Origin of the sequence: Vibrio sp. 1-2 (7-a) (assembly GCF_013048515.1) — a bacterium.
Taxonomy (GTDB): domain Bacteria; phylum Pseudomonadota; class Gammaproteobacteria; order Enterobacterales; family Vibrionaceae; genus Vibrio; species Vibrio diabolicus.
The window spans coordinates 1-25111 of the sequence record NZ_VHSQ01000014.1; the positions used below are offsets into that span (position 1 = coordinate 1).

The 25111-nt window shown below is 45.6% G+C and carries 20 protein-coding genes and 6 tRNA genes; 1 reads left to right on the forward strand and 25 read right to left on the reverse strand.

Annotation, left to right across the window (positions count from 1 at the left end; genetic code table 11):
* Positions 1-46: 46 nt before the first annotated feature.
* The 12 genes from FKN08_RS20750 to pncC all read right to left on the reverse strand — a co-directional run bounded on the left by FKN08_RS20750 (position 47) and on the right by pncC (position 7860).
* Positions 47-123 (reverse strand) — tRNA-Arg (locus FKN08_RS20750).
* A 52-nt stretch (positions 124-175) separates the two neighbouring features.
* A tRNA-Arg gene (locus FKN08_RS20755) sits at positions 176-252 on the reverse strand.
* 52 nt (positions 253-304) lie between these two features.
* Positions 305-381 (reverse strand) — tRNA-Arg (locus FKN08_RS20760).
* Positions 382-466: 85 nt separating this feature from the next.
* A tRNA-Ser gene (locus FKN08_RS20765) sits at positions 467-558 on the reverse strand.
* Between the two features lie 29 nt (positions 559-587).
* A tRNA-Arg gene (locus FKN08_RS20770) sits at positions 588-664 on the reverse strand.
* 32 nt (positions 665-696) lie between these two features.
* Positions 697-788, reverse strand: a tRNA-Ser gene (locus FKN08_RS20775).
* Between the two features lie 334 nt (positions 789-1122).
* Positions 1123-1320 carry a carbon storage regulator CsrA gene (gene csrA / locus FKN08_RS20780; RefSeq protein WP_004415691.1) on the reverse strand — a complete coding sequence of 66 codons (198 nt, stop codon included), beginning with the start codon at positions 1318-1320 and terminating at the stop codon, positions 1123-1125.
* Between the two features lie 92 nt (positions 1321-1412).
* A complete protein-coding gene (locus tag FKN08_RS20785; RefSeq protein ID WP_012841412.1) occupies positions 1413-2600 on the reverse strand; it encodes an aspartate kinase in 1188 nt (395 codons plus the stop codon).
* Positions 2601-2812: 212 nt separating this feature from the next.
* Positions 2813-5395 carry an alanine--tRNA ligase gene (gene alaS / locus FKN08_RS20790; RefSeq protein WP_170892829.1) on the reverse strand — a complete coding sequence of 861 codons (2583 nt, stop codon included), beginning with the start codon at positions 5393-5395 and terminating at the stop codon, positions 2813-2815.
* 142 nt (positions 5396-5537) lie between these two features.
* Positions 5538-6005: a recombination regulator RecX gene (gene recX / locus FKN08_RS20795; protein WP_005393871.1), complete on the reverse strand. Its 468-nt coding sequence runs from the start codon at positions 6003-6005 to the stop codon at positions 5538-5540.
* Between the two features lie 128 nt (positions 6006-6133).
* A complete protein-coding gene (gene recA / locus FKN08_RS20800; RefSeq protein WP_005393872.1) occupies positions 6134-7177 on the reverse strand; it encodes a recombinase RecA in 1044 nt (347 codons plus the stop codon).
* Positions 7178-7377: 200 nt separating this feature from the next.
* Positions 7378-7860: a nicotinamide-nucleotide amidase gene (gene pncC / locus FKN08_RS20805; RefSeq protein ID WP_074191788.1), complete on the reverse strand. Its 483-nt coding sequence runs from the start codon at positions 7858-7860 to the stop codon at positions 7378-7380.
* A gap of 84 nt (positions 7861-7944) precedes the next feature.
* On the opposite strand from pncC, the gene mutS reads away from it, so the two are divergent.
* Positions 7945-10506, forward strand: a complete 2562-nt coding sequence (mutS, locus tag FKN08_RS20810; RefSeq protein ID WP_006743294.1) for a DNA mismatch repair protein MutS — start codon at positions 7945-7947, stop codon at positions 10504-10506.
* A gap of 82 nt (positions 10507-10588) precedes the next feature.
* Here the strand turns inward: mutS and rpoS are convergent, their stop codons facing one another.
* The 13 genes from rpoS to rlmD form a co-directional block, all read right to left on the reverse strand.
* Positions 10589-11575, reverse strand: coding sequence for an RNA polymerase sigma factor RpoS (gene rpoS / locus FKN08_RS20815; protein ID WP_005393877.1), 987 nt, complete (start codon positions 11573-11575; stop codon positions 10589-10591).
* Between the two features lie 80 nt (positions 11576-11655).
* A complete protein-coding gene (locus FKN08_RS20820) occupies positions 11656-12579 on the reverse strand; it encodes a peptidoglycan DD-metalloendopeptidase family protein (RefSeq protein ID WP_006743295.1) in 924 nt (307 codons plus the stop codon).
* Positions 12580-12592: 13 nt separating this feature from the next.
* Positions 12593-13219, reverse strand: a complete 627-nt coding sequence (locus tag FKN08_RS20825) for a protein-L-isoaspartate(D-aspartate) O-methyltransferase (RefSeq protein WP_074191789.1) — start codon at positions 13217-13219, stop codon at positions 12593-12595.
* Entirely contained in the window at positions 13219-13995 is a 777-nt protein-coding gene (gene surE, locus FKN08_RS20830; protein ID WP_005393882.1) for a 5'/3'-nucleotidase SurE, read from the reverse strand. The genes FKN08_RS20825 and surE overlap by 1 nt, the downstream gene beginning before the upstream one ends.
* Positions 13995-15038 (reverse strand): tRNA pseudouridine(13) synthase TruD, encoded by a 1044-nt coding sequence (truD, locus tag FKN08_RS20835; protein ID WP_170892830.1) that lies wholly within the window; start codon positions 15036-15038, stop codon positions 13995-13997. The genes surE and truD overlap by 1 nt, the downstream gene beginning before the upstream one ends.
* Before the next feature lie 46 nt (positions 15039-15084).
* On the reverse strand, positions 15085-15561 hold the full coding sequence (gene ispF / locus FKN08_RS20840; RefSeq protein ID WP_012841409.1) for a 2-C-methyl-D-erythritol 2,4-cyclodiphosphate synthase: 477 nt from the start codon (positions 15559-15561) through the stop codon (positions 15085-15087).
* Positions 15562-15578: 17 nt separating this feature from the next.
* The gene (ispD, locus tag FKN08_RS20845) at positions 15579-16283 is read right to left on the reverse strand and encodes a 2-C-methyl-D-erythritol 4-phosphate cytidylyltransferase (protein ID WP_047008818.1); all 705 of its coding nucleotides are present in this window, start codon (positions 16281-16283) and stop codon (positions 15579-15581) included.
* Position 16284: 1 nt separating this feature from the next.
* A complete protein-coding gene (gene ftsB / locus FKN08_RS20850; RefSeq protein WP_005380907.1) occupies positions 16285-16566 on the reverse strand; it encodes a cell division protein FtsB in 282 nt (93 codons plus the stop codon).
* A 465-nt stretch (positions 16567-17031) separates the two neighbouring features.
* Positions 17032-18333, reverse strand: coding sequence for a phosphopyruvate hydratase (gene eno, locus FKN08_RS20855; protein WP_005383785.1), 1302 nt, complete (start codon positions 18331-18333; stop codon positions 17032-17034).
* A gap of 78 nt (positions 18334-18411) precedes the next feature.
* The gene (locus tag FKN08_RS20860; RefSeq protein WP_005393892.1) at positions 18412-20052 is read right to left on the reverse strand and encodes a CTP synthase; all 1641 of its coding nucleotides are present in this window, start codon (positions 20050-20052) and stop codon (positions 18412-18414) included.
* 211 nt (positions 20053-20263) lie between these two features.
* Positions 20264-21061, reverse strand: coding sequence for a nucleoside triphosphate pyrophosphohydrolase (gene mazG / locus FKN08_RS20865; RefSeq protein WP_170892831.1), 798 nt, complete (start codon positions 21059-21061; stop codon positions 20264-20266).
* A gap of 209 nt (positions 21062-21270) precedes the next feature.
* On the reverse strand, positions 21271-23490 hold the full coding sequence (gene relA / locus FKN08_RS20870; protein WP_139060525.1) for a GTP diphosphokinase: 2220 nt from the start codon (positions 23488-23490) through the stop codon (positions 21271-21273).
* A 123-nt stretch (positions 23491-23613) separates the two neighbouring features.
* Entirely contained in the window at positions 23614-24933 is a 1320-nt protein-coding gene (rlmD, locus tag FKN08_RS20875; RefSeq protein ID WP_170892832.1) for a 23S rRNA (uracil(1939)-C(5))-methyltransferase RlmD, read from the reverse strand.
* Positions 24934-25111: the final 178 nt, after the last annotated feature.

Consider the following 25111-nt stretch of genomic DNA (forward strand, 5'->3'; position numbering starts at 1 on the left):
TTCGATATCAACTTTCGTCAACATCAGGGCATTACCCTTTAATAAGTGGCGCGTCCTGGAGGATTCGAACCTCCGACCGCCTGGTTCGTAGCCAGGTACTCTATCCAGCTGAGCTAAGGACGCGCAGTTTTCGATATCAACTTTCATCAATATCAGGGCAATACCCTTTAATAAGTGGCGCGTCCTGGAGGATTCGAACCTCCGACCGCCTGGTTCGTAGCCAGGTACTCTATCCAGCTGAGCTAAGGACGCGCAGTTTTCGATATCAACTTTCGTCAACATCAGGGCATTACCCTTTAATAAGTGGCGCGTCCTGGAGGATTCGAACCTCCGACCGCCTGGTTCGTAGCCAGGTACTCTATCCAGCTGAGCTAAGGACGCGCAGATCTTCTTGCTAGGAAGTTGTGAAGCAAATCACATTCATTTCTTACGAAACAAAAAAAAGGCCATCGGGCCAGTCAATGAATGGCGGTGAAGGAGGGATTCGAACCCTCGATACGGGATAAACCGTATACTCCCTTAGCAGGGGAGCGCCTTCAGCCTCTCGGCCACCTCACCGTTTTCATTGTTATATCTCAGAAGAGATATGGCGCGTCCTGGAGGATTCGAACCTCCGACCGCCTGGTTCGTAGCCAGGTACTCTATCCAGCTGAGCTAAGGACGCACTTTTTTGTTGATTTCTCAACGTTGCAAGAATGGCGGTGAGGGAGGGATTCGAACCCTCGATACGGGATAAACCGTATACTCCCTTAGCAGGGGAGCGCCTTCAGCCTCTCGGCCACCTCACCGTCTTGCGGAGGCACATATTACGTTTTACCGAAAATATGTCAAACACTTTCTTTGAAAAAATCCACGAAACTGACTTAACCGTTGCTGATTTAATCAAAGTGACTATTAAACGAACTTTACCACTCTATTATGATGAAAAAAAGAGAGTCTTCTCTGAAAAAAAGACATTTATTTTCAAACGACTTCCTGGTGTTCGATTCAACAATATTGACGGATTCACAGCCACACTCAACACAATGGTTTCCGCAAATCTTCAAAAACATTAAAGACTAAAAAGGCCAACCCTTCGGTTAGCCTTTTTCATTCAAACTAAGCTCTGTAAACAGGAGCGACTTAGTAGTTACCTGAAGCAACGTTGCCATTGCCTTTTTCAGCTTGAATGCGCATGTAGATTTCTTCACGGTGAACTGAAACCTCTTTCGGAGCGTTAACGCCGATACGTACTTGGTTACCTTTCACACCTAGTACAGTTACAGTCACTTCATCACCAATCATCAGTGTTTCGCCTACGCGGCGAGTCAAAATTAGCATTCTTTGCTCCTTGAGTAATCTCTAAATTTTCTTGCTACAAAGCTATTATCCAACAAAAGTTATATTTTCGTAAACTACCTTGTTAGCGAAAATCAGCCTAAAAAGGCATGTTTTTGTTGAATGTTTAATGCTTCACTAGACGTAATGTAAGCATCATGCAGAATGTTTGCTGCTGTATCCACACATTCGGGTGCTAAAACTAGCATCATAGTGAGTGCATTCGTTGCGCTGAAATTGATCTCAATATCTCGCTTTGCTAACAAATCGCATGCGTGCTCTACCATTCCATTGGCCTCAAGCCCCACTGCGGTCAACAGGCTTACTACTTCACTATTACGGATTTTGTCGCTGAACACCAGATCGAACTTGGCACATGCATCTTGTTTTATCATGATACCTGCCCGTTCTGCTTCCTCGATCACATTCCAAATGTCTATACCCAGCATCTGACATTGTTTTGTAGCACTAGATAAATGTTCTTTATCGACTTCGATAATGGCAAGGTCACGTTGAATGGCTATACCAGAGACGGCTTGATTGCCTGACTCCCCCTTTACCAAACTGCCTTCATTAACATCAAATGTCGAAAGCACGCGTAGTGGCACATTATTCTTCCATGCAAATTGCACTGAAGGTAAATGTAATACTTTTGCGCCTCGGCTTGCCATCGCTTCCATTGAAGGAAAATCGATAACCGCCAATTTGCGCGCATTTTTCACTACACGTGGGTCACAAGTATAAATACCATCAACGTCGGTAAAGATTTGACACTCGTTAGCGCGCAATGCGCCCGCCAGTGCCACAGCGCTCGTATCTGAGCCACCTCGACCTAATGTGGTGATATCCCCGTTCTCATTCACACCTTGAAAGCCCGCAACAATCACGATTTGGTCTTGCTCAAGCAATCCCATAATTGTCGTGGTATCAATGTGTTTAATCGTTGCGTCATTGTGTTGATTATCCGTCACAATATTCGCCTGTGCTCCGGTAAGCGAGCGCGCAGCATGACCCATTTTATTCAAAGTCATGGCTAACAGTGCCATTGACACTTGCTCACCAGCAGAGAGCAAAACATCAAGTTCTCGAGCTGTAGGTACGCTATCTATCTGTTTAGCGAGATCCATCAGTCTGTTTGTTTCGCCTGACATTGCAGACACGACAACAACAACTTGATTGCCATCATTTTTCGCCTTAATGATGTGTTCAGCGACTTGGTGGATTCTTTCAATTGAACCCACAGAGGTTCCGCCAAACTTTTGCACGATAAGGGGCTTTTTCACCAGTCTTCACCTTCCCAAGACCGAAGTCTCTTTAGAACTGCTTACATCTTAAATATTTCCTTTGAGAAAAATTATATAAGCAGTAGTTACAACAAAAACCAAGCAGCTTAAATGACTCGGTTAACTTTTGGTCAATTAAACCACTTGGTTGCTAAAAAAAATTACGCTCAATCAAAGAAACTTGATTGAGCGTAATTTTATTAGTTAAGAGCTTATAAACGCTCTTCTAGCCAAGGCTGAACTGTTTTGATTGCCTCTGGTAGTGCTGAAACATCAGTACCACCGGCTTGAGCCATGTCTGGACGACCACCGCCCTTACCACCGACTTGCTCTGCAACCATTTTAACCAGATCACCTGCTTTTACTTTACCAGTGAGATCTTTAGTCACACCAGCAATCAAGCCAACCTTGTCACCCGTTACGTTTGCAAGCAGTACAACACCAGAACCCATTTGATTCTTGATGTCATCAACCATGGTACGTAGGTTCTTGCTATCAGCACCTTCAAGGGCCGCAACTAGAACTTTTGTGCCATTTACTTCAACCGCTTTGCCCATGATGTTAGCGCTTTCTGCGGCCGCCATCTTATCTTTTAGCTTCTGCACTTCTTTTTCTAGTGCTTTTGCTTTTTGAGCCGATTCCGCCAGTTTTTCTTCGTACTTCGCGTTTTGAGCTTCAATAGCGTCTAATGCCGCCTCGCCTGTTACCGCTTCAATACGACGAATACCGGCTGCAATACCGCTTTCTGATGTGATTTTGAATAGACCAATATCACCCGTGCTTGATGCGTGAATACCACCACAAAGCTCAGTAGAGAAGTCGCCCATAGACAGCACGCGAACTTCATCATCGTACTTCTCACCAAACAATGCCATTGCGCCTTTCTTCTTAGCAGACTCAATGTCCATCACATTGGTTTCAATCGTGTGGTTACGACGAATTTGTGCGTTTACTAGACGCTCAACTTCTTTCAGCTCTGCTGCAGTTACCGACTCTAGGTGTGAGAAATCGAAACGTAGGCTGTCAGCTTTCACTAGTGAGCCTTTCTGAGTTACGTGCTCACCAAGAACTTGGCGTAGTGCTGCGTGTAGCAAGTGCGTCGCTGAGTGGTTAAGAGAGATAGCTGCGCGACGCTCTGCGTCAACGATGGTTGCCACTTCGTCACCTTTCGCTAGCACGCCTTCTGCCATTACACCGTGGTGTGCAATTGCGTTACCGAGTTTTTGAGTGTCTTCAACGCGGAACACACCAGACTCAGTACGGATTTCACCCGCGTCACCACACTGACCGCCTGACTCTGCGTAGAATGGCGTTTCACCAAGCACGATGATGGCTTTATCGCCTGCAGATAGTGAATCTACTTCGTTGCCTTCAACAAACATCGCAGCGACTGAACTAGAACCTTTAGTACCAGTGTAACCACAGAATTCTGTTTGCGTATCAACTTTGATTGCTGAGTTATAATCTGTACCGAATTGACCAGCTTCACGCGCACGTTGACGCTGCTCTTCCATCGCTTTTTCGAAACCCTCTTCGTCGATCGCGAACTCACGCTCACGTGCAACGTCGTTAGTGAGGTCTGCTGGGAAGCCGTAAGTATCGTAAAGCTTGAATACCGTTTCGCCGTCTAGCACTTTGCCATCTAGGTTATCTAATGCTTCGTTAAGAATTACCATACCGCGCTCAAGTGTACGACCGAAGTTTTCTTCTTCGATACGCAGTACTTTTTCAACCACTGCTTGTTGACGCTTCAGCTCTTCGCCTGCTGTACCCATCACTTCTGCTAATACGCCAACAAGCTTATAGAAGAATGCACCTTGTGCACCTAGCTTGTTACCATGACGTACGGCACGACGAATGATACGACGTAGTACGTAACCACGACCTTCGTTTGAAGGCATCACACCATCAACAATCAAGAATGAACATGAACGGATGTGGTCAGCAATAACGCGTAGCGATTGGTTCGATAGATCTTCATAACCAATGACTTCAGCCGCGGCTTTGATAAGAGTTTGGAATACATCGATTTCGTAGTTTGAGTGAACGCCTTGCATGATTGCAGAGATACGCTCGATACCCATACCAGTATCTACCGATGGTTTTGGTAGCGGTTCCATAGTGCCGTCTGCGTGACGGTTGAACTGCATGAATACGTTGTTCCAGATCTCGATGAAACGGTCACCATCTTCTTCAGGCGTGCCAGGACGACCACCCCAGATGTGTTCACCGTGATCGTAGAAGATTTCAGTACATGGACCACAAGGACCAGTGTCGCCCATTTGCCAGAAGTTATCAGACTCGTAAGGCTTGCCACCTTCTTTGTCACCAATGCGAACGATACGATCAGCAGGCACGCCAACTTTTTTGTTCCAGATGTCGAATGCTTCGTCATCGGTTTCGTAAACGGTTACCAATAGACGATCCGCAGGCAGTTTAAGAACTTCGGTTAGGAATTCCCAAGCAAATGAAATCGCATCTTCTTTGAAATAGTCGCCAAAGCTGAAGTTGCCTAGCATTTCAAAGAATGTGTGGTGACGAGCGGTAAAGCCAACATTTTCCAGGTCGTTGTGTTTACCACCAGCACGTACACAACGTTGAGCCGTAGTCGCTCGAGTATAGGCTCGTTTTTCTAAGCCTAAGAAACAATCTTTAAATTGGTTCATACCTGCGTTTGTGAACAGCAGGGTTGGGTCGTTATGTGGAACTAACGATGAACTTTCTACGATTTGGTGTCCTTTGCTTTCAAAGAACTTGAGGAACGCGTTACGAACCTCGTCAGTGCTCATGTACATGCAGCTCTTCCTGAAAATAGTCGAGTTAGAATTTTGCCGTATTGTAGATCATGCAAACAGCTGAGACTAGTTTTCTTGAGGAAAAGAGGGAGTAGAAGAAAAAATTTGAAGCAAAACAAAAATCAGCGCAATTGGATCAACGCTAATCTTGGTCTTCAAAGGCAAGCGCATAGCTAATTTGGTCGAAACTGTAGCCTCGGTATTGTAGAAAACGGACTTGTTTTGCGTATTCTTTTTGGTCCTTGGCTTTGACGCCTTTGAATTTCTTTTCTGCCGCCTGCTTAGCAAGTTCAAACCAGTCTTGTGGTTCTTCAGCCATGGCTTGCTCAATCACCGATTCCGCAACACGTTTCTGGTTTAACTCTTGGCGAATTCGACGCTCGCCATGTCCTTTGTATACATGCTGCCTAATTTGGCTCTTCGCATAACGTAAATCATCTAAATAGTTATGGTCTAAGCAAAAATTAATCGCGATTTCGATGTCTGATGCTTCATAGCCTTTCATCGACAGTTTTTGGTACAGCTCATACTGACCATGATCGCGACGGCTAAGCAGTTGGATAGCCGCCTCTTTGCTCGATAATGTTGGTGTCTGGCGCTTTTGGTACATGGTGATCCTAAAGGTATTTTTGCTGTACAGACTCTCAATGGCCTTTGTGATGATTCGATTTTTGATGTCAATAGATACAACAAAGCCCCGCATTGCAGGGCTTTATCACTTTTTAATCTGTGAAGGGATTAAAACTCTTCAGCTTGCTCAGGCGCCTCGCCTGCTTCAGGAGCTTCCGCAAGGGCTGGCGCTAACAACATTTCACGCAATTTAGTATCGATGGTTTTAGCCACTTCAGGATGCTCGCGTAGGTAGTTGCACGCGTTCGCTTTACCTTGACCAATCTTATCGCCTTGATAGCTGTACCAAGCACCAGCCTTTTCAACCAGCTTGTGCTTCACGCCTAGATCTACCAGCTCACCTTCGCGGTTAAAGCCTTGACCGTACATGATTTGCGTATTGGCTTCTTTAAACGGTGCAGCAATCTTGTTCTTAACCACTTTGATGCGCGTTTCGTTACCAACGACTTCGTCACCTTCTTTGATTGCGCCAGTACGACGAATATCAAGACGAACAGAAGCGTAGAATTTAAGTGCGTTACCACCCGTGGTCGTTTCTGGGTTACCGAACATCACACCAATCTTCATACGGATTTGGTTGATGAAGATACACATACAGTTAGACTGTTTTAGGTTACCAGTTAGCTTACGCATCGCTTGAGAAAGCATACGTGCTTGCAGACCCATGTGGCTGTCGCCCATTTCGCCTTCAATTTCTGCTTTTGGTGTTAGCGCCGCAACTGAGTCAACAACCATTACGTCGATAGCGCCAGAGCGAGCTAGTGCATCACAAATCTCTAGTGCTTGCTCACCAGTGTCTGGCTGAGAAACCAAGAGCGCATCGATATCTACACCAAGTTTCTTCGCGTAGACAGGGTCCAAAGCGTGCTCTGCATCGATAAACGCACAAGTTTTACCTTCACGTTGCGCAGCAGCGATAAGCTCAAGCGTTAGTGTTGTTTTACCTGAAGATTCTGGACCGTAGACTTCTACGATACGACCCATTGGCAGACCACCTGCACCCAAAGCGATATCAAGAGAAAGAGAGCCTGTTGAAATCGTTTCTACGTCCATTGCGCGGTTATCACCAAGGCGCATGATAGAGCCTTTACCGAATTGCTTTTCAATTTGACCTAGCGCAGCGGCGAGCGCTTTCTGTTTGTTCTCGTCCATTACTTTCTCCGATTTATTCATCTTCTTTGGGCGACGAATAGTAATTCATTTTTCTTAAGCAGCTAACCTGCTCAGCAATGAAAGTTATTATACTGTTGATTCATACAGTGTCTATACCTGTATAGAAAAAATTTAGTTCACTGCTTCTAAGGATTTGCTCTAGCCCTTATCAATTCTGGGCTAAGACAGTGTAAGAAATTCTAAATTAAATGTTGATGCAATCGAGTCAATGCATGCATCACCGCTTGTTGACGAACTTCCGCCCTGTCACCAGAAAAATGCATGGTCTCAACAAAGAGCCAGTCGTGCTTATCCGCAAAAGCAAAGCAGACGGTTCCAATCGGCTTTTCATCACTGCCTCCTCCCGGTCCAGCAACACCACTGATGGAAACCCCAATAGTAGCATTCGAGTGTTGAAGCGCACCTTGCACCATTTCAATCACAACGGGCTCACTCACGGCACCATGTTCCTCTAAGGTTTCCGCTCTCACACCCAGCATTTCCATTTTGGCTTCGTTGCTGTAAGTGACAAAAGCTCTATCTAACCAACCTGAGCTGCCTGCAATATCAGTAATAGCGGTCGCAACACCGCCACCCGTGCACGATTCTGCCGTCGTTAAAACATGACCATACTTTGCCAATAATGCGCCTAAATCTGCGCTCAATTTTGTTGTTTTTTCCATAGCCAAAATGCCCTTTGTCTCTTTTTACTTGATAGGGATTCACGTATCCTAAGCCGCTACGGAAATAAACAAAAGAATTTACCTGTGAAAGCTGAACAAAAACACACTCCGATGATGCAGCAATACCTCAAGCTAAAAGCTGAGAACCCTGAGATTTTGCTGTTCTACCGCATGGGCGATTTCTACGAACTCTTTTACGATGATGCAAAGCGAGCGTCCCAACTGCTTGATATTTCGCTAACTAAGCGCGGTTCGTCAGCTGGAGAGCCTATTCCTATGGCGGGAGTGCCATTTCACGCAGTAGAAGGCTATCTAGCAAAACTTGTTCAGCTTGGTGAATCAGTCGCAATCTGCGAACAAATTGGCGATCCAGCCACCAGCAAAGGTCCGGTAGAACGTAAAGTTGTGCGTATCGTGACACCAGGCACTGTTACTGATGAAGCATTACTTTCTGAGCGTGTCGATAACTTAATCGCAGCAATTTACCATCACAACGGTAAGTTCGGTTATGCGACGCTGGATGTCACTTCTGGTCGCTTCCAACTGACAGAACCAGAAACCGAAGAAGCGATGACAGCCGAGCTTCAGCGTACCGCACCACGTGAGCTACTATTCCCAGAAGATTTTGAACCTGTACATTTAATGGCGAGCCGCAACGGTAACCGTCGTCGCCCAGTATGGGAGTTTGAGCTTGATACGGCTAAGCAACAACTCAATCAACAGTTTGGCACCAAAGATCTGGTTGGTTTTGGCGTAGAACATGCGTCCTTAGGGTTATGTGCTGCTGGTTGTTTGATCCAGTACGTAAAAGATACTCAACGTACGGCTTTACCTCATATTCGCTCTTTAACGTTTGATCATCAGGATCAATCCGTAATCCTTGATGCCGCTACCCGACGCAACCTGGAAATTACTCAAAATCTAGCAGGCGGAACCGATAACACGCTCGCTGCGGTACTCGACCATTGTGCGACGCCGATGGGCAGCCGAATGCTGAAGCGTTGGTTACATCAGCCTATGCGTTGCATTGAAACGTTAAACAATCGTCTTGATGCTATTGGTGAGATTAAAGAACAAGCGCTGTTTGCCGATCTTCAACCAACGTTAAAACAAATTGGTGATATTGAACGTATCTTAGCACGCCTTGCACTACGCTCTGCTCGCCCTCGCGATATGGCTAGACTTCGCAATGCCATGCAGCAGCTACCAGAGCTAGAATCTGTCACCGCTTCTTTGACCCATCCATATCTAGCAAAACTGGCGCAATACGCAGCTCCGATTGACGAAGTATGTGATCTGTTAGAGCGTGCAATTAAAGAAAATCCGCCAGTTGTTATTCGTGATGGTGGTGTGATCGCTGAAGGCTATAATGCCGAGCTCGATGAATGGCGCAAATTAGCAGACGGTGCAACAGAATATCTTGAGCAGCTTGAGCGAGATGAGCGTGAACGACACGGCATCGATACGCTTAAAGTCGGCTACAACAACGTACATGGCTTCTTTATTCAAGTGAGCCGTGGCCAGAGCCATTTGGTTCCACCGCACTATGTACGTCGCCAAACACTAAAAAATGCCGAACGCTATATCATCCCAGAGCTCAAAGAGCACGAAGACAAAGTACTTAACTCGAAATCGAAAGCGCTGGCACTTGAAAAGCAGCTGTGGGAAGAACTGTTTGATCTATTGATGCCAAATCTGGAGAAGCTGCAGAATTTAGCTTCTGCTCTGTCTCAACTGGATGTACTACAAAACCTAGCAGAGCGTGCAGATTCGTTGGATTACTGCCGACCAACGCTTGTGAAAGACGCTGGCATTCACATTCAAGCGGGTCGTCACCCAGTCGTAGAGCAAGTAACAACAGAACCGTTCATCGCGAACCCAATTGAGCTTAACCCAGCTCGTAAGATGTTGATCATCACCGGTCCAAACATGGGTGGTAAATCCACCTACATGCGTCAAACTGCGCTGATTGCATTGATGGCGCATATCGGCTCTTATGTACCTGCAGAATCTGCACAAATTGGTTCTTTAGATCGTATATTTACTCGTATTGGTGCGTCAGATGATCTTGCATCTGGTCGTTCTACCTTCATGGTAGAAATGACGGAAACCGCTAATATTCTGCACAATGCGACTAAAAACAGTTTAGTGCTAATGGATGAAATCGGTCGCGGTACCAGTACTTACGATGGCCTCTCTTTAGCTTGGGCAAGTGCGGAATGGCTCGCAACACAAATTGGTGCGATGACACTATTTGCAACTCACTACTTCGAATTGACAGAGTTGCCAAACCAACTGCCAAACTTAGCGAACGTTCACTTGGATGCCGTAGAGCATGGAGACAGCATTGCCTTTATGCACGCAGTTCAAGAAGGTGCGGCAAGTAAGTCTTACGGCCTAGCTGTTGCGGGCTTAGCAGGTGTACCAAAAACGGTTATCAAAAATGCGCGTAACAAGCTATCTCAGCTAGAGCAACTAGGGCAAAACAGTGACGCACCACGTCCAAGTGCAGTAGATGTGGCTAACCAATTGAGTCTAATTCCAGAACCTAGCGAGATCGAACAAGCCTTATCTGGTATTGATCCTGATGATTTGACTCCACGCCAAGCACTTGAAGAGTTGTATCGTTTGAAGAAGATGCTTTAAATCGATTCACTTAAGCGAGCGCAAAAGAAAAAAGGCTATGGATAACCATAGCCTTTTACATATCTACTGAAGTACGGATTATTTAATCATCTTCGACGTTAAATAAGTTTTCCATATTCAAACCTTGCTTGATTAAAACTTCACGAAGACGACGTAAACCTTCCACTTGTATTTGACGTACGCGCTCACGTGTCAAACCAATCTCTCGACCAACTTCTTCAAGCGTCGAAGGCTCATAACCTAAAAGACCAAAACGTCGTGCAAGTACTTCTTTCTGTTTTGGATTCAACTCTTCTAACCAATGAATCAGCGATGATTTGATATCGTCATCTTGAGTCGAGACTTCTGGATCGGAGTTGTTTGCGTCGGGAATAATATCCAACAGCGCTTTTTCACCGTCACCACCGATTGGTGTGTCGACAGAACTGATACGCTCATTGAGACGTAGCATTTTGCTTACATCTTCGACTGGAATATCTAACTGAGCAGCAATTTCTTCTGCGGTAGGTTCGTGATCGAGCTTCTGAGAAAGTTCACGCGCAGTACGCAGATAAATGTTCAGCTCTTTCACGACATGAATAGGTAGACGGATCGTACGAGTTTGGTTCATCAACGCACGTTCGATCGTTTGTCGGATCCACCAGGTCGCATAAGTAGAGAAGCGGAAACCACGCTCTGGATCGAACTTCTCGACCGCACGGATCAAGCCAAGGTTACCTTCTTCAATCAGATCGAGTAGTGCTAGACCTCGATTACTGTATCGACGAGAGATCTTGACCACCAAACGTAGGTTACTTTCGATCATACGTTTACGTGCCGCTTCGTCGCCACGCAGGGCTCGTCGAGCATAAAGCACTTCTTCTTCGGCAGTAAGTAGAGGTGAGAAGCCAATTTCACCTAGATACAACTGAGTTGCGTCTAAGCTTTTACTGCTCGCGTCAAATTCTTCACGCGCAGCCGTTTTGCTTTCTGTGGATGATGATTTTTCGAGTTCGTTATCAATGGTCTTCACTGACGCATTGTCAAATGCAAACTCTTCAACTTTGGTTACTGTGTTGCTGATACTCATAACGCCTCCCCCTGGCGAGTTAGCAAGACATGACAACTCAATATGTCGCTAAATGATGTCGCAAGTTGTTTTTCAAAGTTTTAAGGCAAATAGCGTTTTGGATTCACCGATTTACCTTGATAGCGAATTTCAAAGTGTAGCTTGACTGATTTAGCACCGGAACTACCCATGGTGGCGATTTTCTGTCCGCTTTTTACACTTTGTCCTTCTGATACCAGCAGTTTGTCATTATGTGCATAGGCGCTTAAATAATTGTCGTTATGCTTTACTATAATTAAGTTGCCATAACCTCGTAGCGCATTGCCTGAATAAACAACGGTGCCGGCTGCGGTTGAAACGATAGGTTGACCACGCTGTCCTGCGATGTCGATACCTTTATTTCCCTGTTCTCCCGCCGAAAAGTTCTTGATTACTCTCCCTTTTGTTGGCCACAACCACTTAGAAACTTTATCACTCTTCGCCGTGGTAACTGGCGCTTTTTGCTTCACTTTTTGGTTATCTTTTGAACCAACATACTCCTTTGTTTTCGATTGTTCAACCTTCTTTGGAGGCTGTTTTTGTACGACTTTAGGCTTAGTCTCTGTAGGTTTTTGACTAGAGTTTTTACTTGAAGTTTTCGGTTTAGAGGCTGTTGATGTTTTCGTCACTGGGGCTGGTGGCGTCGTAACAACAGGAACCACAACGGGTTCAACTTTTTGGCCATATTTAGGGGCGACATATTTCGGAGCCCAAAGTTTTAGCCTCTGTCCAGGGTAGATGGTGTAAGGCTGAGTTAACTCATTGTAACGGACAAGATCATTTACATCTTTATCTGTGACATAAGCTATGAAGTAAAGTGTATCGCCTTTTTTTACCTCATAATAACTCCCTCTGTAACTTCCTCTTTCAAGGCTTGAATAGTCTTTCTTTAAGCTAGAGACAGGTGCAGGAGAATGCGCTGCACAACCAACTAGTCCTGCAGCAAACACAAAGCTAATACCAATATGACGTAATAACTTACTCACCTATCCCTAACCCTTAAGCTAAATCACCCGCAACCAGAGGTACAAATCGAACCATTTCCACAACAGTAGAGAGATATTCATCTCCCTTACGTTCAATTTTTAGTAACTGTTGCTCCGTATCTCCAACAGGAATCACCATCTTACCGCCATCTTTTAATTGTGCGAGAAGTGCTTGGGGGATCACTTCTGCAGCAGCAGTAACAATGATGGCATCGAAAGGACCACGAGCTTCCCAGCCTTGCCACCCATCAGCATGCTTGGTTGAAACATTGTAGATATCCAATTGCTTCAGACGGCGTTTTGCTTCCCATTGCAACGATTTAATTCGCTCAACGGAGTATACATGGTCAACAATTTTCGCCAGTACTGCGGTTTGATAACCGGAACCCGTTCCGATTTCCAGTACGTGACTCGTTGGCTCTAGTTCGAGTAACTCGGTCATACGAGCAACAATATAAGGTTGAGAAATAGTTTGTCCCTGACCAATCGGTAACGCATTGTTATCGTAGGCTTGGTGCATCATCGCTTGAGAGACAAAGCTTTCTCGTGGTAAGCGTTGGATAGCATCCAGAACTCTTTGGTCTTTGATGCCACTGGAGATAAGAAACGCTATCAACCTGTCAGCATGTGGGTTACTCATTACTTCTCTTCCTTTAACCAACTATCCATTGCACGCAGCGATTCATGAGCAGTGAGATCAACTTGCAGAGGCGTCATTGAAACTCGACCATGTTCAATCGCATAAAAGTCTGTGCCCTCACCCGCATCTTGCTCTTTTCCTGGAGGCCCTAACCAATAAATATCATGACCTCTCGGATCTTTCTGCTTAATCATATTCTCTGCGTGATGACGCGCACCTAAACGCGTGACTTCGATTTCGCCCAGGTTTTCCGCTGGTAAGTCAGGCACGTTTACGTTCAATAACCGATTCGTTGGAATCGGAGACGCTAAATGCTGTTGCACAATTTGACGTGCAATTTTTGCGGCAGATTCGAAATGACGCTTACCCACTAGCGAAAAAGCAACCGACTGAACACCAAGGAAATGCCCTTCCATTGCTGCAGCTACCGTTCCTGAGTAAAGAACGTCATCACCCAAATTTGCACCATGGTTGATGCCTGATAAAACAAGATCGGGCAAATCATCTTTCATCAGCTCATTCAGTGCGAAATGTACACAATCTGTAGGCGTTCCTTGCACTGAATAGATATTTGGGGCAATTTCAGTTACGCGTAATGGTTGCTCTAGTGTCAGTGAGTTCGAAGCACCTGAACGGTTTCGATCGGGTGCAACAATGGTCACTTCAGCGATATCTCGCAACTCATCAGCAAGTGCATGAATCCCTTGCGCATGTACGCCATCGTCGTTGCTGATTAAGACTCTTAGGGGCTTCGCGTTTAGTGAATCCTGTTCCATTAGTATTCTCTTTCTACTTCAACCTCATTAACTAACTCACGAACGATAGAGGTTGCAAAAGATCCTGCATCCAGTGAGAAAGTCAGCGTAATATTATTACCTTCAACCGCCCAAGCTAAGTCTTTTGGTTTAAGTGCAATATCTCGACGGTCATGGCGCATACGATTCCCGCGAATCAATGCCATGAGATCAGGCTCTTCATCTAAAAACGGTTGCTCTAAAGTAAGCGCATCCGCTTGAGTTGGAAGCGCATTATCACCTGCTAGGGCCGCGGTAATTGCCACTTCACCTACAGCAAATTGTGCTTGTAGATCTGCGATATTGCTTGCATCAATCAACTGAGTGCCAGAACTTGTCTGTGCAATATCACCATCGATGAATTTATCAAACACACCATTTTCTAGACGAGCAGAAACGATACGGTTGAAGATCCACGAACGCGCCGCTGATAAATACATGCTACGCTTATTTTGATTACGGGTACGAACGTTTTCGCGTCCCCATCGACGTGCTTCTTCAAGGTTGTTGCCATCATTGCCAAAACGCTGACTACCAAAGTAGTTTGGCACACCAACTTGTTTCACTTTTTCAAGGCGTTGCTCTACATCTTCAACGTCAGTCACTTCAGACAAAGTGACAACAAACTCGTTCCCTATTAAGTCTCCAGGACGCAGTTTTTTGTTGTGTCGATCAGTCGCTAAGATTTCAATACTCGGATATTGAGCTAGGAATGCCGAGAAGTCCGGAGTTTCCCCTTTCGGTAAATGGACACTCAGCCACTGTTCCGTCACAGCATGGCGGTCTTTAAGGCCTGCCCAGCTCACGTCTTTCGACTTTACGCCACAAGCTTTCGCCAACTCATTCGCAACAAAACTGGTATTTTCTCCAGTTTTCCGAATGCGCACCATTAGGTGCTCGCCTTCGCCCGTAAAGGCAAAACCTAAATCCTCACGAACCTGAAAATGTTCTGGTTGCGCTTTGATTTTTGCCGATGCAACAGGCTTACCCGTTAGATAAGCCAATGAAGATAAAATATCTGACATGATGTTTTTCCGCTGTTTACACAGCATTAAGGAGCAAGTTGGTTAATTATTGCTTGAACAGAAGCACCACGGCTTCCGTTGCAATGCCTTCTTTGCGTCCAGTAAAACCGAGACGCTCTGTCGTCGTCGCTTTTACGTTAATGTTACTAATATCGGTTTCTAGGTCTTCCGCAATCGCCGCACACATCGCGTCAATATGAGGTGCCATCTTAGGTGCTTGTGCCATGATGGTGACATCGGCATTACCAAGGCGGTAGCCTTGCTCTTTGACACGACGATAAACGTCTTTCAACAATTCGCGGCTATCTGCGCCTTTCCATTTGTCATCCGTGTCTGGGAAGTGACGACCAATATCACCCGCAGCAATCGCGCCAAGCAGCGCATCAGTCAAAGCATGAAGAGCAACATCACCATCTGAGTGGGCTACTAAGCCCTGCTCGTAAGGGATAGCAACACCACCGATAATGACCGGGCCTTCACCACCAAATTTATGCACGTCAAAACCGTGACCAATTCGAATCATTTTTTATCCTTTCTTTTTTAGCCGCGCTCACGGCTCAGATAAAACTCGGCTAACGCGAGATCTTCTGGCTGAGTAATTTTTATGTTGTTCGCATTACCCTGGACTAAAGCAGGCGTTTCGCCCAACCACTCTAAAGCCGATGCTTCATCCGTGATGGCTACGCCTTGTTCTAATGCGTCAGCCAGTGCTCGAGTCAGTTGTTGAGTTTTAAACATTTGTGGAGTTAATGCATGCCACAATGCTTCTCTCTCTACCGTATGACCGATATCTTGTGCTACGTTTGCTCGCTTCATTGTGTCTCTCACTGGAGATGCGAGGATGCCACCCGTTGGGTGAGCGCAGCAAACATCAATCAAACGGTCAATGTCGGATGTTAATACACATGGCCTTGCAGCGTCGTGGACCAATACCCACTCGCTTTCCAGATGTTCATTGACATAGTTTAGCCCTGAAAGTACGGAATCAGCGCGCTCTTTGCCACCCGCGACTTGAATTACATCGGGATGGTTCGCGATGGTTAACTCAGGGAAATAAGGGTCACCTTCGGTAATGGCGACAACCACTTTCGAAATTCGTGGGTGCGACAGCAACTTTTCTACAGTGTGTTCCAGCACCGCTTTTCCGTCGATCAATAAATATTGCTTAGGGCGGTCAGCCTTCATTCGACTACCGACACCGGCAGCGGGAACAATTGCGACATGCGATGAGTTCACATCCAACATTTTAATGATTTTCCTCACCTATAATGCGGTAGAAAGTCTCGCCATCTTTAACTAAACCAAGCTCATGACGCGCACGTTCTTCAATCGCATCAAGACCTTGCCTTAAGTCATCAATCTCAGCAAACATTTCATTATTGCGAGCTTGTAGCTTGCTGTTCACTTGTTGCTGAACTTCAATTTCATCTTTTACTGTGTAGTAGTCAGACACTCCGTTTTTACCAAACCATAGAGTGTATTGAAGCAAGCCAAACAGTAGCGTAAGGGCTATAACAAAGATTCGCATATCGCTGCTAACATTCTGTACCGAAAGGAATTAGATAAGGTGACATATATAGCATAAATGCGAGGTTGCCTCTAGGGGAGAAAGGGAGACTCACACGCTCCTTACAAGAAATAAGCAGCAAAATGAAACAAAGACATATGAAGCTATTCTTAGCACTCACCAAAGTAAGACCAAGAAATACAAGCCTATAGATACAAAAACACCCCGCAAAATCAGGGTATTTCAAAGCTTCAATCTAAGCGGTTAATCCAATGAAGAACTAAGCTTGAGCTTCTTTAAGACCGCTTCTTTGAAACATGGAGGAGCGTGCTCATCTAGAGCTTCCTCGATGCAGATAAATGGGTTGCTTTCTTTAGGTATGGCAAGCAACACGGCCAGAACGGTTCATCGCTCTTAAATAAAAAACGCCCCACCGAAGTGGAGCGTTTCTAGAAAGCTATTTAGCTAAACTTATTCAATTAAGAATTAAGCTTGACCTTTAACTTCTTTAAGACCGTTGAAAGGAGCTCGCTCACCTAGAGCTTCCTCGATACGGATTAGTTGGTTGTACTTAGCAACACGGTCAGAACGGCTCATAGAACCAGTTTTGATTTGACCTGCAGCAGTACCTACCGCTAGGTCAGCGATAGTTGCATCTTCAGTTTCGCCAGAACGGTGAGAGATTACTGCTGTGTAACCTGCGTCTTTAGCCATCTTGATTGCAGCTAGAGTCTCAGTTAGAGAACCGATTTGGTTGAACTTGATAAGGATAGAGTTAGCTACGCCTTTCTCGATACCTTCAGCAAGGATCTTAGTGTTAGTAACGAATAGGTCGTCACCTACTAGTTGAAGTTTGTCACCTAGTAGTTCAGTTTGGTGCTTGAAGCCATCCCAGTCAGACTCGTCTAGACCGTCTTCGATAGAAACGATTGGGAATTGGTTAGCTAGCTCAGCTAGGTAGTGGTTGAACTCTTCAGAAGTGAAAGTTTTACCTTCGCCTTTCATGTTGTAGATGCCAGCTTCTTTGTCGAAGAACTCAGATGCTGCACAGTCCATAGCTAGAGTAACGTCTTTACCTAGTTCGTAACCAGCAGCTGCAACAGCTTCTGCGATAACTTCTAGAGCTTCAGCGTTAGATTTAAGGTTAGGAGCGAAACCACCTTCGTCACCAACTGCAGTGCTGTAGCCTTTAGACTTAAGAACTTTAGCTAGGTTGTGGAATACTTCAGCACCGATACGTAGACCTTCTTTAAGAGTCTTAGCGCCAACTGGTTGGATCATGAACTCTTGGATGTCAACGTTGTTGTCTGCGTGCTCACCACCGTTGATGATGTTCATCATTGGTAGAGGCATAGAGAACTGACCAGCTGTACCGTTTAGTTCAGCGATGTGCTCGTATAGAGGCATGCCTTTAGCTGCAGCAGCAGCTTTAGCGTTTGCTAGAGAAACAGCTAGGATAGCGTTAGCACCGAATTTAGATTTGTTTTCAGTGCCGTCTAGTTCGATCATTACTGCGTCGATTGCAGCTTGGTCTTTAGCGTCTTTGCCAACTAGAGCTTCAGCGATTGGGCCGTTTACAGCTTCAACTGCTTTAAGAACACCTTTACCTAGGAAACGTGCTTTGTCACCGTCACGTAGCTCAAGAGCTTCGCGAGAACCAGTAGATGCGCCAGATGGAGCTGCCGCCATACCTACGAAACCGCCTTCTAGGTGTACTTCAGCTTCTACAGTTGGGTTACCACGTGAGTCGATGATTTCACGACCTAGAACTTTAACGATCTTAGACATTAATGTTTCCTCTCGTTTCAAATATAAATGTCAATTTTAAAGGGCAGCAGCACAACCTTCGCCGCCGCCCGTATCCTTTTACTTCTCGAATTCGCCGCGTGCGTTTTGGCCCGCAGCCTTAACGAAACCTGCAAACAATGGGTGGCCATCGCGAGGAGTCGATGTGAATTCTGGGTGGAACTGAGCCGCTACAAACCATGGGTGAGCTGGGTTCTCAATCATTTCCACTAACTTCTTGTCCGCTGATAGGCCAGAAACTTTCAGACCTGCTTTTTCGATTTGCGGACGAAGCACATTATTCACTTCGTAACGGTGACGGTGACGTTCATGGATCGTCGCGCTACCGTAAAGTTCACGAGCTTTCGTACCTTTCTCTAGGTGACATAGCTGTGAACCAAGACGCATCGTACCACCTAGGTCAGACTTTTCAGTACGCTCTTCTACGTTACCTGACTCGTCTACCCACTCTGTGATCAAACCTACCACAGGGTACTTAGTCTCTTTGTTAAATTCTGTTGAATGTGCACCTTCCATACCCGCAACGTTACGCGCGTATTCAATTAGTGCAACTTGCATACCCAAACAAATACCTAGGTAAGGCACATTGTTTTCACGTGCATATTGAGCCGCACGGATCTTGCCTTCAATACCACGATCGCCGAAGCCACCTGGAACTAGGATCGCGTCTAAGCCTTCTAGCAGCTCAACGCCTTTTGTTTCGATATCTTGTGAGTCTACATACTTAATTGTGACACTTAGACGGTTTTTCAAGCCAGCGTGTTTAAGCGCTTCGTTCACAGACTTGTATGCATCTGGCAATTCAGTGTATTTACCAACCATACCGATGGTTACTTCACCAGTAGGATTTGCTTCTTCGTAAATAACCTGTTCCCACTCAGAAAGATCAGCTTCAGGAGCTGTGATGCCAAAGCGAGCACACACAAGATCATCTAGACCTTGAGACTTGATCAATTGAGGAATCTTGTAGATAGAATCTACGTCCTTCATTGAAATTACTGCTTTTTCTGGAACATTACAGAATAGTGCGATTTTCTTACGTTCATTCGCTGGAATAACGCGGTCGCTACGGCAAACTAGGATATCTGGCTGAATACCGATAGATAGAAGTTCTTTTACAGAGTGTTGAGTTGGCTTAGTTTTCACTTCGCCCGCTGCCGCTAGGTAAGGAACAAGTGTTAGGTGCATGAACATTGCGCGCTCACGGCCTAGTTCAACGGCTAGCTGACGAATCGCTTCCATAAATGGTAGTGATTCGATATCACCAACGGTACCGCCAACTTCAACGATAGCCACATCATGGCCTTCAGAGCCAGCAATTACACGGTCTTTGATCGCGTTAGTGATGTGAGGGATAACTTGAATAGTTGCGCCTAGGTAGTCACCACGACGTTCTTTACGAAGTACGTCGGCATAAACACGACCTGCAGTAAAGTTGTTACGCTTGGTCATCTTGGTACGGATGAAACGCTCGTAGTGACCAAGGTCAAGGTCAGTCTCTGCGCCATCTTCTGTAACGAACACTTCACCGTGCTGAGTAGGGCTCATTGTGCCCGGGTCAACGTTGATGTAAGGGTCAAGCTTCATCATAGTCACTTTAAGACCACGAGCTTCTAGAATAGCCGCAAGAGATGCTGCTGCAATACCTTTACCTAGAGAGGATACAACCCCGCCAGTAACAAAAATGTAATTTGTCGTCATGTTTAACCTGAAATTGGTTGAATGAGGGAAATGGAGTGCTTCTGGACGGGAGATAAATATACCAGAAGCTCCTTACCGCCACAACGTGAAATCTATCACACCGTAATTTTTTATTTTTTGCTTCAAATCAAAGTGAGCAAAGACAAACCAAAGTCCGTTTTCGTGTTAAGAGGCAAACTGGCCTCATATTGTATATTCCGCTTATTTTCCCCTATCTAGACTCTTCTCGCTTTACTTCATCCCAGAAATCGTCGAGCTCTGATAAAGAACAATCTGTAAGCGCTTTGCCTGACTGCTGGACCTTTCCTTCAACTTGCTTAAAACGTCTCGCAAACTTTAAGTTTGCTTTCCCTAGTGCGACTTCTGGATTTTTATCAAGATGGCGTGCCAAATTGACGGTCGCAAATAGCAAATCGCCGAGTTCCAACTCCACTTTTTCTTCATCTGGTTGAACTTGTAGTGCTTCTTCCATGACTTCATCAATTTCTTCTCGCACCTTATCGACGACCGGGCCAAGAGAGTCCCAGTCAAATCCATATTTCGCACATTTTTTCTGTATCTTTGTAGCACGAGAAAGTGCTGGCAAAGAGTTTGGTATTGAGTCTAGGATACTTTCTTCCGCTTTGCCCACCTGCGCTTTTTCTTTTGCTTTTTCGGCTTCCCAGTTGGCGTTGATTTCCTCGTCCGATTCAAATTCAACATCTGAAAAAACATGCGGATGACGGCGAGTCAGTTTTTCATTCACGGTTTCGACGACATCCGAAAAGTCGAACAACCCTTGCTCTTTCGCTAATTGACTGTAAAAAATCACCTGGAACAACAAATCACCCAACTCTTCTTGTAAGTTCGGCCAATCACGGTTTTGAATCGCGTCCACCACTTCGTAAGTTTCTTCGATGGTGTGCGGAATGATGGTGTCAAAGGTTTGTTTTAAGTCCCAAGGGCAACCGTTTTCTGGGTCACGCAACTTCGCCATGATTTGTTCTAATTGTTCAATTGGATGACTCATTTTTTGTTCCTTTAAACCTTTCTACTAAAGAAAAAGGTGAGCGGCCAAAACCACTCACCTTCTACATTATATTTTCTCAGCAGCTTTCACTAAGTAATTGTTACTTTGACAAGGCAACAAGTTTTCGCGACTCCTGAGCATAGCTCGCCTATGTGATGGAGCAAGAAAACGCAGTTAACGCAGTAAAAGTGACAAGTACGACGTGAAAGTTAGCCAAGGCGTTTCACCGTCATCACATCCTTAATCTGCTCAACACGCTTCGAAACACGAGAAAGCACCTCAATATTGGTGACTTCTAGGTCAAAGTCCATGATGGCAAGTTGACGTCTGTAATCGACTCGGTTCTTCATACTGGTCACTTTGATCTTTTCGTTGGCGAACAGTGTCGTAATGTCTTTGAGTAGACCACCTCGCTCCATCGCTTCAACACGGACGGTGAGGATGTATGACCCGACGAAGCCGCTGCCCCAGACAGTATCGATGATACGCTCTGGCGCGTGATGGCGCAGTTCTTCTAGCTGTTCACAGTCACTACGGTGTACTGAAATCCCGCGGCCTTGCGTGATGTAGCCACAGATATCGTCACCTGGAATTGGCTGACAGCAACGCGCTAGGTGCGTCATTAGATTATCGACACCTTCTACAACGACGGCGTCTTTTTTCGGTCGGCTTTGCGCTGGTGATTTGTGCTCTGCTTCTTGCAGTTTTTCCAGTGCTTGCTGGTCTTCTTCTTCTGCCGTTGGCTTGTTAACGAGCGCATTAATATGGTTAATGATTTGGTTGATACGCAAATCACCGCTACCAACACCAACGTAAAGCTCATCTGGTGTTTTGACGTTAAACCGTTTGAGAGCGTAATGCTCAGCATCTTTTAACGTTGCGCCAATTTTTGCTAACTCATGTTCAAGAATTTCACGACCCGCTTCGAGGTTCTTCTCACGGCTTTGCTTTCGGAACCAGGCGTTAATTTTGGCACGCGCGCGGCCAGAATGAACGAAGCCTAATGATGGGTTTAACCAGTCTCGCGATGGGTTAGGCTCTTTCTGAGTGATAATCTCAACCTGATCACCCATATGTAGTTTATGAGTAAACGGTACTATGCGGCCTCCGACTTTGGCGCCAATACAACGGTGTCCCACTTCGGAGTGAATATGGTAGGCAAAATCTAGCGGCGTTGCCCCCATAGGTAAATCGACAACATCGCCACGAGGCGTAAACGCATAGACGCGGTCATCAAAGACTTGGCTACGTAGCTCATCAAGCATTTCGCCAGAATCTGACATTTCTTCTTGCCAATCCAGTAGCTTACGCAGCCACGTGATCTTCTCATCATAACCGCTTCGGCTGCTTGCCCCTTCTTTATATTTCCAGTGCGCTGCAACACCCAGCTCCGACTCTTCATGCATTTGCTTGGTACGAATCTGGATCTCGATGGTTTTGCCTTCTGGCCCTAGAATTACGGTGTGGATCGATTGATAACCGTTTGGTTTAGGGTTAGCAACGTAGTCATCAAACTCGCTCGGTAGGTGCTTGTATTTGGTGTGAACTACGCCCAAAGCCGCGTAACAGTCTTGCAGTTTGTCTGCGATGATACGTACTGCTCGAACATCAAACAGCTCATCGAATGCCAAACTCTTCTTCTGCATTTTTCGCCAAATGCTGTAGATGTGCTTAGGTCGACCACTCACTTCGGCGTTAATACCTGACACTTCCATTTCGTGCGTGAGGTCTTCAACAAAGTCTTTGATGTACTGTTCACGAACAATACGTCGCTCAGAAAGCTGCTTGGCAATTTGTTTGTAAGTTTCCGGTTGTTGGTAGCGGAAAGCGTAATCTTCAATTTCCCATTTCAGCTGACCGATGCCTAATCGGTTTGCTAGCGGCGCATAGATGTTGGCACACTCTTTTGCCGCCGCACGTCGAACTTCATCAGGCGCTTTTTTAACTTCAATAAGGTTACAAATTCGCTCCGCAAGCTTGATAACCACGCAGCGGAAGTCATCCACCATGGCAAGCAGCATGCGGCGTACGTTATCTACCTGAGATGACGCCGCACTGCCTTCCATGTTGACATTGAGTTGGCCAATAGCCGCCATCTCTTCAACGCCATCGATTAATTTTATGATTTCTTTGCTGTATTTCTCTTCCAGAATTTCTCTGTTAAAAGCACCACTTGAAACCAAAGGAAACAGTTGTGCAGCCACTAAGGTGGCCTGATCCATAGACAAGGTGATCAAAATTTCGATCATTTCTCGTCCACGCCACAACAACAGTTCCGCTTGCTCGCTATCGGCTAATACCGTCTGGCAATCTCGATATACTTCGATTAAGCGTGAGGCTGTGTTTTTCTCTTGTCCTAGGCTAGCCACCCAGTTTTCGAGTTCAAACTGTTCATCTTGGTTTAAATGCGCGCTTCTTACCGCAACCATCTCATCATCCTAATTATTATATTCGTGTGGTTTGACTAACACCGTCCAGGTTAGTTCTTTTACCTGCGCGTAAACGCTGGCTTTATGACCACCCACCACAAATAAGGGGCCAAAGTCCTAAAGTTAGGACTTTTCAAACAATGCCATCGATTCTAGATGACTGGTATGAGGGAACATGTCCAGCATACCTAATTTAGTTAATTTATAGCCTTGCTCCATCAAGCTTTGGCTGTCCCTAGCAAGGGTAGCAGGATTACAAGAAACATAAACTACACGCTGTGCGCCAAGCTCAGAAACTTGATCGATGATCCCACTTGCCCCCGCGCGTGCTGGGTCTAACAGCACTTTATCAAACCGTTCTGACGCCCAGACCTGCCCTTCAAAATCTTGCTCAAGGTTAGCGTGATAAAATTGCGCATTATTGATTTGGTTCAAGGATGCATTATTTGTGGCTTTTTCGACCATCTCTGCAACACCTTCAACCCCAACCACGTGCTTAGCTAACTTCGCAATCGGTAAACTGAAGTTGCCTACGCCGCAGAACAAATCTAACACTCGGTCACTCTTTTGCGGGTCTAACCACTCAACCGCTTGCTTGACCATTTTTTGGTTTACGGCTTGGTTCACTTGAATGAAATTATTTGGCGCAAAAGGAATTTTCACGCCAACTTCTTGATAAAAAGGCATATCACCTTCAACAAGGTTTAGCTGATCTGTTGCTGGCATTAGGTACAGCGATGCACCATGACGCTTTGCCAACTCCGTTAGAGCGTTAGTTTCAACCGTTGTCAGAGCACTCAAGTGACGCAACGTAATACACGGCCCATTATCACCAAGTACCAGCTCTACATGGCCCAATTGTTCCGGCTTTTTAAACGCTTTTAGTACTGAATAAATCTCTGGAAGCAGAACGTTCAGTTCCGGCGCCAGCACTGGGCAGTCGGTCACTTGCACGATTTGCTTACTCTGCTTTTTACGGAAACCAAAGTGCAATTGACGTGTTTTTTTATCGACAAATAAGCTCACTCGCGCACGACGACGATAGGCCAGTGAATCCCCTAATAATGGCGCATCAAGCTCAATATCATTGCCTGAAAACTTTCGCATCAGCTGACGCAGTGTTTGCTGTTTGTGCGTCAATTGTTGGTTATAATCTAGGTGTTGCAAGTCACAGCCACCACACTCGTGGTAATGCGGACAAAATGGCTCCACGCGAGTGTCACTCGGCTTAAGAATCTTAATCAGTTTACCGCGAGCAAATTTACTTTTTTCTTCCACTAACTGCGTGACGACTTCTTCTCCCGGCAATGCGCCATCAATAAACAGTGGTTTTTTCTTTAGGTAAGCAATACCTGCGCCGTAGTGATCTAAACGCTCCACTTGCACCGCTTGATGACGAGTATTGAGTTGGGTTTTCTTTTTCGGTTGAAAGATGCGTGCCATGCTCTATGCCTGATTTATGTCTAATTGCTCTTCGGCTTCACTATTCTTGATTGCAGCCGTTGTGTGATTCGAGTGACTTGATTATGCTTACCGTTTATTAGGTGACGTCACTTCTTTGCTCAACGCCTTATCGTGCGCTTGAGAAATAATGCGTTATTTTCCCATATCCAGACTCCGA

Bases quoted from the DNA above. Each gene is read 5' to 3' on its own strand.
- csrA (WP_004415691.1), bottom strand. From the start codon at position 1,320: ATGCTAATTTTGACTCGCCGCGTAGGCGAAACACTGATGATTGGTGAT.
- alaS (WP_170892829.1), bottom strand. From the start codon at position 5,395: ATGTACATGAGCACTGACGAGGTTCGTAACGCGTTCCTCAAGTTCTTT.
- recX (WP_005393871.1), bottom strand. From the start codon at position 6,005: ATGTACCAAAAGCGCCAGACACCAACATTATCGAGCAAAGAGGCGGCT.
- recA (WP_005393872.1), bottom strand. From the start codon at position 7,177: ATGGACGAGAACAAACAGAAAGCGCTCGCCGCTGCGCTAGGTCAAATT.
- pncC (WP_074191788.1), bottom strand. From the start codon at position 7,860: ATGGAAAAAACAACAAAATTGAGCGCAGATTTAGGCGCATTATTGGCA.
- rpoS (WP_005393877.1), bottom strand. From the start codon at position 11,575: ATGAGTATCAGCAACACAGTAACCAAAGTTGAAGAGTTTGCATTTGAC.
- FKN08_RS20825 (WP_074191789.1), bottom strand. From the start codon at position 13,219: ATGAGTAACCCACATGCTGACAGGTTGATAGCGTTTCTTATCTCCAGT.
- surE (WP_005393882.1), bottom strand. From the start codon at position 13,995: ATGGAACAGGATTCACTAAACGCGAAGCCCCTAAGAGTCTTAATCAGC.
- truD (WP_170892830.1), bottom strand. From the start codon at position 15,038: ATGTCAGATATTTTATCTTCATTGGCTTATCTAACGGGTAAGCCTGTT.
- ispF (WP_012841409.1), bottom strand. From the start codon at position 15,561: ATGATTCGAATTGGTCACGGTTTTGACGTGCATAAATTTGGTGGTGAA.
- ispD (WP_047008818.1), bottom strand. From the start codon at position 16,283: ATGTTGGATGTGAACTCATCGCATGTCGCAATTGTTCCCGCTGCCGGT.
- ftsB (WP_005380907.1), bottom strand. From the start codon at position 16,566: ATGCGAATCTTTGTTATAGCCCTTACGCTACTGTTTGGCTTGCTTCAA.
- eno (WP_005383785.1), bottom strand. From the start codon at position 18,333: ATGTCTAAGATCGTTAAAGTTCTAGGTCGTGAAATCATCGACTCACGT.
- FKN08_RS20860 (WP_005393892.1), bottom strand. From the start codon at position 20,052: ATGACGACAAATTACATTTTTGTTACTGGCGGGGTTGTATCCTCTCTA.
- mazG (WP_170892831.1), bottom strand. From the start codon at position 21,061: ATGAGTCATCCAATTGAACAATTAGAACAAATCATGGCGAAGTTGCGT.
- relA (WP_139060525.1), bottom strand. From the start codon at position 23,490: ATGGTTGCGGTAAGAAGCGCGCATTTAAACCAAGATGAACAGTTTGAA.
- rlmD (WP_170892832.1), bottom strand. From the start codon at position 24,933: ATGGCACGCATCTTTCAACCGAAAAAGAAAACCCAACTCAATACTCGT.